General features: G+C 65.0%; 13 protein-coding genes. 11 read left to right on the top strand and 2 right to left on the bottom strand.

Annotated features, from left to right (window positions below; translation table 11 throughout):
• Positions 1-55 precede the first annotated feature (55 nt).
• The 4 genes from M2361_RS09555 (at position 56) to M2361_RS09570 (ending at position 3,910) form a co-directional block, all read left to right on the top strand.
• Positions 56-472: a cupin domain-containing protein gene (locus M2361_RS09555; RefSeq protein WP_259248437.1), complete on the top strand. Its 417-nt coding sequence runs from the start codon at positions 56-58 to the stop codon at positions 470-472.
• Positions 473-540: 68 nt separating this feature from the next.
• Positions 541-1,515, top strand: coding sequence for a tripartite tricarboxylate transporter substrate binding protein (locus M2361_RS09560; RefSeq protein WP_259248438.1), 975 nt, complete (start codon positions 541-543; stop codon positions 1,513-1,515).
• The gene (locus M2361_RS09565; RefSeq protein ID WP_259248439.1) at positions 1,512-2,744 is read left to right on the top strand and encodes a CaiB/BaiF CoA-transferase family protein; all 1,233 of its coding nucleotides are present in this window, start codon (positions 1,512-1,514) and stop codon (positions 2,742-2,744) included. The genes M2361_RS09560 and M2361_RS09565 overlap by 4 nt, the downstream gene beginning before the upstream one ends.
• A complete protein-coding gene (locus M2361_RS09570) occupies positions 2,744-3,910 on the top strand; it encodes an acyl-CoA dehydrogenase family protein (protein ID WP_259248441.1) in 1,167 nt (388 codons plus the stop codon). The genes M2361_RS09565 and M2361_RS09570 overlap by 1 nt, the downstream gene beginning before the upstream one ends.
• Before the next feature lie 119 nt (positions 3,911-4,029).
• Here the strand turns inward: M2361_RS09570 and M2361_RS09575 are convergent, their stop codons facing one another.
• Positions 4,030-4,767: an IclR family transcriptional regulator gene (locus M2361_RS09575; protein ID WP_259248443.1), complete on the bottom strand. Its 738-nt coding sequence runs from the start codon at positions 4,765-4,767 to the stop codon at positions 4,030-4,032.
• A gap of 143 nt (positions 4,768-4,910) precedes the next feature.
• Between M2361_RS09575 and M2361_RS09580 the strand changes: the two genes are divergently transcribed.
• The 7 genes from M2361_RS09580 to M2361_RS09610 all read left to right on the top strand — a co-directional run bounded on the left by M2361_RS09580 (position 4,911) and on the right by M2361_RS09610 (position 10,183).
• Positions 4,911-5,288 carry a flagellar protein FlaG gene (locus M2361_RS09580; protein WP_259248445.1) on the top strand — a complete coding sequence of 126 codons (378 nt, stop codon included), beginning with the start codon at positions 4,911-4,913 and terminating at the stop codon, positions 5,286-5,288.
• Positions 5,289-5,431: 143 nt separating this feature from the next.
• Positions 5,432-6,817: a flagellar filament capping protein FliD gene (gene fliD, locus M2361_RS09585; RefSeq protein ID WP_259248447.1), complete on the top strand. Its 1,386-nt coding sequence runs from the start codon at positions 5,432-5,434 to the stop codon at positions 6,815-6,817.
• A 24-nt stretch (positions 6,818-6,841) separates the two neighbouring features.
• A complete protein-coding gene (gene fliS, locus M2361_RS09590) occupies positions 6,842-7,270 on the top strand; it encodes a flagellar export chaperone FliS (protein WP_050446577.1) in 429 nt (142 codons plus the stop codon).
• Positions 7,271-7,317: 47 nt separating this feature from the next.
• Positions 7,318-7,671, top strand: coding sequence for a flagellar protein FliT (locus M2361_RS09595; RefSeq protein ID WP_259248450.1), 354 nt, complete (start codon positions 7,318-7,320; stop codon positions 7,669-7,671).
• Positions 7,668-9,014 (top strand): flagellar hook-length control protein FliK, encoded by a 1,347-nt coding sequence (locus M2361_RS09600; protein ID WP_259248451.1) that lies wholly within the window; start codon positions 7,668-7,670, stop codon positions 9,012-9,014. Before M2361_RS09595 ends, M2361_RS09600 begins: the two co-directional genes overlap by 4 nt.
• A complete protein-coding gene (locus tag M2361_RS09605) occupies positions 9,014-9,355 on the top strand; it encodes an EscU/YscU/HrcU family type III secretion system export apparatus switch protein (RefSeq protein ID WP_259248453.1) in 342 nt (113 codons plus the stop codon). The genes M2361_RS09600 and M2361_RS09605 overlap by 1 nt, the downstream gene beginning before the upstream one ends.
• A 24-nt stretch (positions 9,356-9,379) precedes the next feature.
• Positions 9,380-10,183, top strand: coding sequence for a flagellar brake protein (locus M2361_RS09610; RefSeq protein WP_259248454.1), 804 nt, complete (start codon positions 9,380-9,382; stop codon positions 10,181-10,183).
• Positions 10,184-10,265: 82 nt separating this feature from the next.
• Here M2361_RS09610 and fliE read toward each other — a convergent pair whose 3' ends face one another.
• Entirely contained in the window at positions 10,266-10,598 is a 333-nt protein-coding gene (fliE, locus tag M2361_RS09615) for a flagellar hook-basal body complex protein FliE (protein WP_100855459.1), read from the bottom strand.
• Positions 10,599-10,783 lie beyond the last annotated feature (185 nt).

The following is a 10,783-nucleotide window of genomic DNA, read 5'->3' on the forward strand; positions in this document are numbered from 1 at the left end:
ATGTTTTTCGCATACGTGAAAATGAATTTACGTATGAAAATTTAGATGGATGAACATGACGCAAGCAAATTCCCCCAGCTGGCTGGTCCGCGAAGCCGAGGTGCCCGGCTATCACCCCGCCAATCACACCGGCACCTTGAACCGCCGCCTGATCGGGCCCGATACCGTGGGCTCGCGCGGCGTGGAAGTGCTGCTGGGCGTCATCGAGAAAGGCCAAGGCGCGCTGCCGCATGCGCATCCGGGCATCGAGCAGGTCTGCTACCTGCTGTCGGGTACCGCCCGCGCCCAGGTGGCCGACGAGTCGGCCGACATGGTCGCAGGCGACTGCTGTTATTTCCCGCCCGACGTGCCCCACGTTTTTACCGTGACCAGCGACGAGCCGGCCAGGCTGCTGGTGATCTACACCCCTCCGTATGAAGAATCCCCCGATCGCGTGATCCGGGACTTTCCGGCGCCACCGCCTGCCGCCTGACACCAGGCGGCAACAGGCAGCGGACGCAGAGCCGCGCCTGAATTCCCTATAAAACTGGAGACAACCCCATGCACCCTTTCCGTTTGCTAAGCGCCGCCGTGGTCAGCGGCGCGGCCTTGATGGCCGCCCCCGTCGCGCACGCGGCGTCCGACTATCCCAACAAGCCCATCACTCTGATCGTGCCCTTCCCGGCCGGCTCGGGCACCGACGCGGTCGGCCGGATATTCGGGTCTGAACTGTCGGCCATCCTGGGCCAGCAGATCGTTGTTGAAAACAAGCCGGGCGCCAACGCCACCATCGCGGCCAGCTATGTGGCCCGTGCCAAGCCGGACGGCTACACGCTGTTTGTCACCACCAACACCTCGCACTCGGCCGCGCCCTGGCTGATGAAGAACGTGTCCTATGACCCGGTCAAGGATTTCACCCCGATCGCGCGCGGCGGCAACCTGCCCTTCATCCTGGTGGTGAACCCCAAGCGCCCGTGGAAGAACGTCAGCGAACTGGTGGCCGACGCCAAGAAAAACCCGGGCCGCATCACCTATGCCAGCGGCAACAGCACCGGCATCGTCGCCGGGGCCACGCTGGCCAACCGCGCCGGCATCGACATCCTGCACGTACCTTACAAAGGCACCCCGCAAGGCTTGACCGATGTGGTGGGCGGCCAGGTGGACTTCATGTTTACCGACCTGGCTTCCGGCCTGCCCTTCGTGCAGTCGGGCCAACTGCGTGCCCTGGCCGTGTCCACCGCCGAACGCAGCGCCATCGTGCCCGACCTGCCCTCGATGGCCGAGGCCGGCGTGAAGGACTTTGACCTGAATTCCTGGAACGGCTATTTCGGCCCGGCCGGCCTGCCGCCGGAAGTGGTGGCGAAGCTGAACGCCGCCATCAACCAGGTCGTGGCCAAGCCCGAGGTCAAGAAGCGCCTGGCGGGCTTGGGTTTTGACGCCTTTTCCAGCACCCCCGAAGCGTTCGCGCAGTTCGTCAGCGACCAGCGCACGCTGTGGGGCAAGCTGATCAAAGATGCAGGAATCGAACAGCAATGACCACGCCCTCCACCCCTGAGGCCACGCCGGCCGGCCCGCTGACCGGCGTGCGCATCCTGGACCTGAGTTCGGTCGTGATGGGCCCCTACGCCACGCAGACCCTGGCGGATCTGGGCGCCGACGTGATCAAGGTGGAATCGCCCGCGGGCGACAACATGCGGGCCGTGGGGCCGATGCGCAATCCCGGCATGGGCCACCTGTATCTGCACCTGAACCGCAACAAGCGGTCCATCGTGCTGGACCTGAAGACGCCCGAGGGGCTGGAGGCTTGCCTGAAGCTGGCCGAAAGCTGCGACGCCCTGCTCTACAACATCCGGCCCCAGGCAATGGCCCGGCTGGGCCTGTCCTACGAAACCGTGGCGGCGCGCAACCCGCGCATCGTCTATTTGGGCGCCTACGGGTTTGGCGAGGCCGGGCCGTACGCCGGCCGGCCCGCCTATGACGACCTGATCCAGGGGCAGACCGGCATCGCCGCGCTGTCGGCCCAGCAAAGCGGCGACGTGCCCCGCTACGCGCCGCTGACGCTGGCCGACCGGGCGGTGGGCCTGCACGTGGCCATTGCCCTGGTGTCGGCGGTGCTGCACGCCAAGACGTCGGGGCGCGGCCAGCAGGTGGAAATCCCCATGTTTGAAGGCATGGCCCACCTGGTGCTGGGCGATCACCTGGGTGGCGCGACGTTCGAGCCACCCATGGGCCCGACCGGCTATGCCCGCCTGCTGGCGCCGCATCGCCGACCGTACGCGACGGCTGATGGCTACCTTTGCCTGCTGATCTACAACGACAAGCACTGGCGCAACTTCTTTACCCTGATCGATAAGCCCGAATTGGCCGAAGATCCGCGCTTTTGCACGCACGGCGCGCGCGCCGCGCATATTGGTGAGGTCTACGCCTACGTGGCCGACGTGATCCGCACGCGCCCCACGCAGGAGTGGCTGGATGCCCTGGCCCGCGCGGACATCCCCGCGTCGCAGCTCTACACGGTGGACGACCTGCTGGTGGACGAGCACCTGACCGCCACCGACTTCATCCGCCACGTGGATCACCCCAGCGAAGGCCCCCTGCGCACCCCCGCGCCGCTGGGCCAGTACCAAGGCACGCCCACGTCCCTGCGACGGCCCGCCCCCAGGCTGGGCGAGCACAGCCGCGAGGTGCTGGCCCAAGCCGGCTACGACGACGCCCGGATCGACGCGCTGGTCGCCCGCGGCATTACCCAGGATGGAAACCACTGATGGACTTTGCCTTCACCCCTGAGCAGTTGGCGCTGCGAGACGCCGTTTCGCGCATCTGCGACCGCTACCCCGACGAATACTGGCTGGAACGCGACCGCGAAGGCGGCTTTCCCGAGCCGCTGCACGCCGATCTGGCGCGCGACGGCTGGTTGGGCATTGCGATGCCGCCGGAATACGGCGGCGCGGGCCTGGGCATGACCGAAGCCGCGCTGATGATGCAGACGATCGCCGCGTCCGGCGCGGGCTTTACCGGCGCATCCGCCGTGCACATGAACATCTTCGGCCTGAACCCCGTGGTGGTGTTCGGCACCGATGAGCAGCGCGGCCGTTGGCTGGAACCGCTGATCGCCGGCCGCGAAAAGGCCTGCTTCGCCGTGACCGAGCCCGATGCCGGCCTGGACACCACCAAGCTGTCGACGCGCGCGGTGCGCCAGGGTGACGAATACGTGGTGCACGGCCGCAAGATCTGGATATCGACGGCGCAGGTCGCCACCAAGATGCTGCTGCTGGCGCGCACCACCCCGCTGTCCGAGGTGGCCAAGCCTACCCAGGGCCTGTCCCTGTTCTATACCGATCTGGACCGCGAGAAGATCGAAGTGCGCGAAATCGAGAAAATGGGCCGCAAGGCCGTGGACTCGAACATGCTGTTCATTGATGGTTTGCGCATTCCGGCGGCCGACCGCATCGGCGAAGAAGGACGCGGGTTTGAATACATCCTGCACGGGCTGAACCCCGAACGCATCCTGATCGCGGCGGAAGCCGTGGGCATCGGCCGCGCCGCACTGGACCGGGCGGTGAAATATGCCGGGGAACGCACCGTGTTCGGCCGCCCCATCGGCCAGAATCAGGGCATCCAGCACCCGCTTGCGCAAGCCTGGATGCAGTTGGAAGCCGCCGACCTCATGGTGTTCAAGGCCGCCAGCCTGTACGACGCCGGCCTGCCCTGCGGCCCCTATGCCAATACGGCCAAGTACCTGGCGGCCGAAGCCGGCTACAACGCCTGCCAAACCGCCGTGATGACGCTGGGCGGCATGGGCTACGCCAAGGAATACCACGTTGAACGGTTGCTGCGCGAAAGCTTCATTCCGCGTATCGCTCCCGTCAGCCCGCAGTTGATCATGTGCTTCATCGCGGAGAAGGTGCTGGGCCTGCCGAAGTCGTACTGACGGGGCCTAGTGACAGGCCCTACTGCCGGGGGCCTACCGACGGGGGCCTACCGACGGGGGCCTACCGACAGGGCCTGTTGACGGCGCGCCGGGCGCAACGCCCGGCCCCGAACCCATTTTCAGGCCTGCTGTTCCAGGGCGGTGCACGCCGCCCGCAAGATGCGCGCATAGGCCTCTTGCTGCGGTTCGATCCGGTAGATCGGGCCGCCCACCGAAATCGCATAGTGCTCGCCCGACAGGGTGACGGGCCAGGCGATGGCGCCCACGTCGGCGATCGATTCCCCACTGTTCATGAACCAACCGCGCTGGCGCGACCGTTGCAGGTCATCTTCCAGCGCTTGCGGCGTGACCAGCGTGCGCTCGTTGTAGCGCGTCATCGGCATGCCGGACAGCAGGCTCTGGCGCGCGGGGGCATCCATCAGCGACACCAGCGCCTTACCCAGCGAATTGGCGTGTACGTCCTTGAACTCGCCGGCAACGGGCGCGTATCGGATGGTATGTGGGGAATCCAGCACATCCAGATAGACCACGCGCCCATCCTGGGTGAGCTTGGCGAACACGACCGTTTCGCGGGTAGCGTCACGCAATTCCGACAGGCTGGGGTAGACGCGGTCCAAAACGGGGTCGGCGCGGGCAATGCGCTGCGCCATCGCAAGCAAGCGACCCGTGGGGTAATAGCCCTGGCGCCGGCCGGTTTCATACAGGTAGCCCAGGCCCGTCAGCGTGCGGATCAGCGCCAGGCAGCTGGACACCGGCACATCCAGCAACCGCGCGAGCTCCGACAAGGGCAGCGCGCGCTTCTCGCGGGCAAAGGTTTCGATGATTTCGATAACTCGCAGCGCCGTCTTGACACTCATTGCCCGATCCAAACTGATTAGCACGTGAAATATCCGTCTATGCAGGGGGCTAAAGTTCCCTGCAAAGGTGCCGTAATCGTAGCTGAGAATTCCCTGAAAACAGCGCGTTCCTCCGAGACGCCCACATCGCCGCTGGAGTGATCATGGCCGTAACCCCCCTAGCCCCCGCTACGTTCGCACCCGCTGCGCCCGTGCAGGCGCCCATCGCAGCCGAGCCGGCTGTGAGCGTGACGCCCGCCGCCGCCGCCACGAACAGCGGCGCCTCCGACAGCGCCACGTCGGATCAATCAGATTCGAAGAAGCTGCCGCTGGACAAGGCGCTGGACGAAATCAACGACCAGATGAAGGCGTGGTCGACGCAATTGCAGTTCGAAATCGATCCGAATGTGCATCAGGTGGTCGTGTCGGTCGTGGATGCGGAGTCGGGCGATGTCATCCGCACGATCCCCAGCGAAACGGTACTCAAAATCGCCAAAATGATCGTGAACATGCAAGGCAACGGCATTAAAACCACTGCATGACCTGACCCTTAAAACAGTGTTCTTCAACTGTTTTGGCGCCTATGCGTGAGGGAAACCCCGAATTAGGCCCGCCTTATGCCCTTACCCGGCCAATCGCCGGCACCCTATTTTTGTCAGAATCGCTTCGCTAGGAAGGAAATCACATGGCTTCTATCACCAACCTTGGGTCCGTGTCCGGCTTGCCGCTGGAAAAGATCCTGTCGGACCTGCAAGACGCCGAGACGAAAAAGCTTTCGGTCTACACGACCCGTGCGGAAAGCTATCAAACCCGTATCGACGCCTACTCGCAGCTTCAAAGCGCGTTGGAAGCCCTGCAGTCTTCGGCCGCCGTGCTGGGCAAGACTGAAACGATGGCTGCCATCAAGGGCAGCGTCACCGGCGGTTCCGCCCTGACGGCCACGGTGGCCGCTGAAGGCGCGGTTGCCGGCCAGTACACCATCGAAGTGAAGAACCTGGCGCGGGCGCAAAGCCTGCAATCGTCGGCGGTGGCCGACCGTACCGCCAAGAACGGCGCCACGGGCACCTTCGAAATTGAATTGGCCGACGGCACCAAGCGCACGGTTGACCTGAAGGACGACACGTCCTTGAACGGCATCGTCAAGGCCATCAACGCCGACGACAAGACCGGCCTGCGCGCCACCGTCATCAACGATGGCAACGGCAACAACTACCTGATGCTGACCTCGCGCGAAACGGGCGAAAAAGCAGCGGTGAAGTCCATTACCGTCAACGGCGACCAGTCGCTGAAAGACATCCTGACGTTCAGCACGGATGCCAATGGCGTGACCTCGGGCATGACCGCCACCGCCGGGCAGGACGCCGAAGTCATCATCAACGGCATCACGGTCAAGAGCGGTTCGAACAACATTTCGACCGCCATCGACGGCATTACGCTGAACCTGGCCGAAAAGACCGAAGCCGACAAGCCCATCACCCTGAAACTGGAAGCCGACACCTCGGTGGCCAGCAAGGCGGTGCAGGACTTCGTCACCAAGTACAAGACGCTGCAAACCACGATCAAGAACCTGACCGCGTTCGACGCGTCGGCAGCCACCAACCAGCCCCTGACGGGCGACGGCACCACGCGCTCGATCCAGTCGGCCCTGTCCGGCGCCTTGCAAAGCGTGCTGGGCGACGGCACGCTGCGTTCGCTGGCCGATCTGGGCATCACCACCGATGCCACCGCCCGTGAGCTGAAGCTGGACACGACCAAGCTCACCAAGGCCCTGACCGAGAACCCCGCCGACGTCACCAAGCTGTTGACGGGCGAAAACGGCCTGGCGAAGAACATCGACGCCGCGCTCAAGGATGTGCTGGGTTCGACCGGCTCCTTGAAGACGCGCCAAGACGGCTTGGCCAAGTCGATCACCGCGTTGACCGCGCAGCAGGCGCGCGCCAAGGCATCGAGCGATGCTGAAATTGAGCGGATGCGCACGCAGTTCGTTGCGCTGGACACCTTCTACATGCAGATGCAAAGTACGGGTAGCTATCTGACCCAGCAGTTTGAGGCCATGAACAAGTCGAAGTAACCAACTTAATAGAAGATGCATTAAATGACGTATGCCGCCCGACGGCCCTCAGGGTCTTATTCTGTTCGTTCCTACGCCGATATCGGCCTGGAAACGCAAGTCCTGGGCGCAAGCCCGGAGCGGCTGATCACTCTGCTTTATCTGGGAGCGCGGGCGGCCATCGGGCAGGCGCGCATCCATTTGAACGAAGGCCGCATCGCTGAACGCGGCGCGGCCATCTCGAAAGCGATCAAAATTGTCGATGAAGGCCTGAAAACGGGGCTGAACATGGAGGCCGGCGGCGACATCGCCGCCAACCTCGCCCTGCTTTACGACTACATCATCCGTACGCTGCTGACAGCGAACCTGAAGGCGGATGTCGAGCAGCTTGATATTGCCGACCGGCTGCTGGCCGATCTGGCCGAAGCTTGGCAGACTTCCATCGACCGGCCGGCTGGCGGCATGGAGCCGTAATGGCCCGAACCATGCCCCTAGCCAGCCTGAGAACGCCCGAGATTTCCATGACGTCCCTGACCCAGTCCCTTCCCGCCATCCTGGAGCACTACCAGGAGATCGCTCTCATCACGGGGGAAATGCTGACCGCCGCCAAGGCAGGCGACTGGGACTTGGCCATGGTCCATGGCCAGCAATACTGCGAGCGTGTCGAGCTCCTGCGCCAAACGGAACAGAAGGAGCCGCTGGACGAAGCCGGCCGCGCCATGAAGTACGACCTGCTCGTGCGGATTCTGGAAAACGATGCGCTGACGCGCGACCTGGCTATCCCGCAACTGGCCCGCCTGGGTGAGCTGCTGGGACGCATGAAGCGCCAGCAGACGCTGCTGTCGGCCTACGGATATCAGGCGCCTGAAGAATGAGCGTCGGTCCCGCCGCACTCGGTAATGTCCTGGTGCAGCGGTTGGACGCCGTGCTTGGCACGACGATGTCCGCCGCGAATGCCAACCAGGTGTCGGGCGCACGGCCAGACGCCGTCAGCCAGCCCGGAGGCCCGGAAAAGCCCGGGTCGTCGGACGGTTCCACCCGCGATCCCCGGCAAGGCATACAAACTGGCGGCGCCCGAGGCGACCGCCAGAATGCCGTTGTCGACGCCAAGACGGCCGCCGCGCTGGCGCTGGCCGCGCGCGGGCTGGTCACCAGCAGCGACACCACCGCCTCCGCCCCGACCACGCTGGGCACCACCGCCCGGACAATTCTTGCCTTGCTGGCCCAGTTCCCCGAAGCCGCGCCTGCCGTCCAGGGGCGCGCGCCGCTCTGGAACGCCAATGGCGGCGCGGCCGGACAAGCCCCCGCGCAAGCCGCCCCGCAGCCCGCGCCCGGTGCGGGCCAACCCCCGCCGTCCGGCCAAGCCGCCGCCGCTGGGCAGCCCCCGGCCCCCGCGCCCACGTTGCCCGCCGCACCGACTGCCGCCGCTGCAACCGCAACCGCCGCGACCAGCGCGGATGCCGCCGCTGGCGCCAAGTTGACGCGGCCCGCCGGCCAAGCTGATACGCATGCGGCACGCGGCGCCGATGCCGCCGCGCATGCCTCGCTGGCGGCAGGCGGCCCGACCGCCCGCTTGCTGGGCCAGGCGCTGCGCCAAGCCCTGCAAACCAGTGGCTTGTTCTATGAATCGCATTTGACCGACATGGTGTTTGGCCGCACCAACCCGGCCGCGCTCCAGGAAGAGCCGCAGGCCAGAATGAGCCGCGACACCGCCCAGCAAAACGCCACGGCGGCGCGCAGCCGTTCGGACGCATCAAGTACCGCGCGCACCGGTGGCGGCGCCGAGGCAACGTCGGGCAGCAGCTCGCCCGCGCCCGGCACGCCCGTGACCGGCATCCACCAGGACCTGACCGTGCTGGTGCGCCAGCAGTTGGACGTGCTGGCCAACCAGTCCCTGGCCTGGCAAGGCGAAGCCTGGCCCGGCACGCCGATGGAATGGGAAGTTGAACGCGACCCCTACGGTGGCGACCCCGACTCGGCCACGCCCACCTGGGCCACCCGGCTCAAGCTCGACCTGCCCCGCCTGGGGCTGGTGGATGCGCGGCTGAACCTGGCGGGCGACCAGATCGTATTGCAATTGGTCGCGCCGCTGGCCGCCGCCGAAATCAATGATGCGTCCGACCAACTGCGCTCGCGCCTTCTGGCCGCGGGCTTGACCTTGAGCAATCTGGCGGTCAGCGTGACGGAGCAGCGCCCTGTCATGCCGACCGATTTCTGATGAGCAATACCCCAAATCCCGAGGGCATCGGCCAGAACGATGGCCAACCCGCCGGCCCCAACGCCAACCGCAACGCCGCCGTCGCCATTTCCTATGACGATAAGGACGGCGCACCGCGCGTGGTGGCCAAGGGCTACGGCCAACTGGCCGACACCATCGTGCGCGCCGCCGAAGAGAACGGCCTGTATGTGCACGAATCGCGTGAATTGGTCGGCCTGCTCATGCAGGTGGACCTGGATGCACATATTCCTCCCCAACTGTACGTAGCAGTGGCAGAATTGCTGGCCTGGCTGTATCGCCTGGAATCGCGCGAGCTTCCCCAAGCGGCGCCGCCCGCCTGACCTCACTCTCTAAGGACCACCATCGTGTTGGATGCCAGCGACCCGGAATTCCTGCTGACCCGGCCGGAAGACATGCGTTCCGCCCTGTTCGAGCTGACGCACCCCGACAGCCACATCCTGGTGCGCGACGCCGCCGACCGTGAAATGGCGGTGCTGGTGCTGGGCGCCGACAAGCAAACCCGCCAGTTCTTCTGGCGGCCGCGCGACTACGCCGGCGCCGACTTCGAGCAGTCCGACAACATGGGCCTGTTAAGCGGCACGACTTTCCATTTCCACGCCACCGCCTATGGCGGCGTGCAGATCCGCTTTCGCGTGCAGCGCCCCGAAGTCATTCACTTCGACGACGGCAGCGCAGCGCTGATGTCGCCCTTTCCGGATCGCCTGGCCCGCATCCAGCGGCGCAAGATGTTTCGCGCCTCGCTGGTCACCGGCGCCAGCCAATGCCAGGCAAGTTGGCAGCCCGACGCCAAGACCAAGCCCTTTCAATTCACGGTGCGCGATATTTCGGTTGACGGCGTGGGGCTGCGGGCCGCGCTTGCCGTGCCCGCCTTGCCGGAACGCGGCACGGTGATGGAAGACGTGCAGTTGGATTTTGGTGAACTGGGCAAGCTCAGTGCCAACCTGGAAGTGCGCAACATCTACCCCATTTCCGGCCAGCCGATGATTCAGCCCGACAGCCCGGACGACGCCGCGCCCCGGCACGTGTCGCTAACAGGCGAACCGCCGATGAGCCACGTGGGCGCCGTGTTCTTGAATCTGGATGCGCGCCAGGAAAACTGGTTGCAGAAAGTGGTGTGGCGCCTGGAGAAAGGCGCGCAGCGCAACTAAGGCAAAACCACCCGCAACGCAAAGCGAAGCCCCAATGCAAAAAGGCCTTTCCAATGGAAAGGCCTTTTTCAGATCGACGCCCTTACACGGCCATCGACGATATTTCCTTGTAGGCGGCAACCAGCTTGTTGCGCACCTGCACCGCCGTCTGAAAGCCTAGGCTGGCTTTCTGCATGTCGATGATCACATCGTTCAGCGAAATATCGGGCGCGCCCATTTCAAAGGCCTTCGCCTGCGCCGACGACGCGTTCTGAGCCGCGGTCACGCGGCGGATCGAGCGCTGCAACTCGGCGGCGAAGCCGTCGGGCTGGCCCACCGATTCCCCCGCGGCGAGATTGCCGGTTTCCGCCTTGCTCACGACGGTGCGCATCTGCTGGAGCATGCCTTCGATGCCGTTCAAGCCTGATACAGCCATTACCTGATTCCTTGCTGGTTGGGCTTATCGCCAATGTTGCCGCAGAGCGTAACGCTGATCGCGCGCGCCCATAGCCGTTAAAAACCGCCAAAAAACCCGACATTTCCTCGAATGCCGTCAACCGGGGCCACATCGGCTGTCCTTCCATCGACATAGAGGATAAGTAACGCCAAAAACCCGCTGTT

This window comes from Achromobacter sp. JUb104, assembly GCF_024806975.1.
GTDB classification, from domain to species: Bacteria; Pseudomonadota; Gammaproteobacteria; order Burkholderiales; family Burkholderiaceae_B; genus Achromobacter; species Achromobacter spanius.

Excerpts from the sequence above, each read along its gene's own strand:
- fliE (WP_100855459.1), bottom strand. The coding sequence starts at position 10,598 with ATGGCTGTATCAGGCTTGAACGGCATCGAAGGCATGCTCCAGCAGATG.
- M2361_RS09570 (WP_259248441.1), top strand. The coding sequence starts at position 2,744 with ATGGACTTTGCCTTCACCCCTGAGCAGTTGGCGCTGCGAGACGCCGTT.
- M2361_RS09560 (WP_259248438.1), top strand. The coding sequence starts at position 541 with ATGCACCCTTTCCGTTTGCTAAGCGCCGCCGTGGTCAGCGGCGCGGCC.
- M2361_RS09575 (WP_259248443.1), bottom strand. The coding sequence starts at position 4,767 with ATGAGTGTCAAGACGGCGCTGCGAGTTATCGAAATCATCGAAACCTTT.
- M2361_RS09600 (WP_259248451.1), top strand. The coding sequence starts at position 7,668 with ATGAGCGTCGGTCCCGCCGCACTCGGTAATGTCCTGGTGCAGCGGTTG.
- M2361_RS09580 (WP_259248445.1), top strand. The coding sequence starts at position 4,911 with ATGGCCGTAACCCCCCTAGCCCCCGCTACGTTCGCACCCGCTGCGCCC.
- M2361_RS09595 (WP_259248450.1), top strand. The coding sequence starts at position 7,318 with ATGACGTCCCTGACCCAGTCCCTTCCCGCCATCCTGGAGCACTACCAG.
- fliS (WP_050446577.1), top strand. The coding sequence starts at position 6,842 with ATGACGTATGCCGCCCGACGGCCCTCAGGGTCTTATTCTGTTCGTTCC.
- M2361_RS09565 (WP_259248439.1), top strand. The coding sequence starts at position 1,512 with ATGACCACGCCCTCCACCCCTGAGGCCACGCCGGCCGGCCCGCTGACC.
- M2361_RS09605 (WP_259248453.1), top strand. The coding sequence starts at position 9,014 with ATGAGCAATACCCCAAATCCCGAGGGCATCGGCCAGAACGATGGCCAA.
- fliD (WP_259248447.1), top strand. The coding sequence starts at position 5,432 with ATGGCTTCTATCACCAACCTTGGGTCCGTGTCCGGCTTGCCGCTGGAA.
- M2361_RS09555 (WP_259248437.1), top strand. The coding sequence starts at position 56 with ATGACGCAAGCAAATTCCCCCAGCTGGCTGGTCCGCGAAGCCGAGGTG.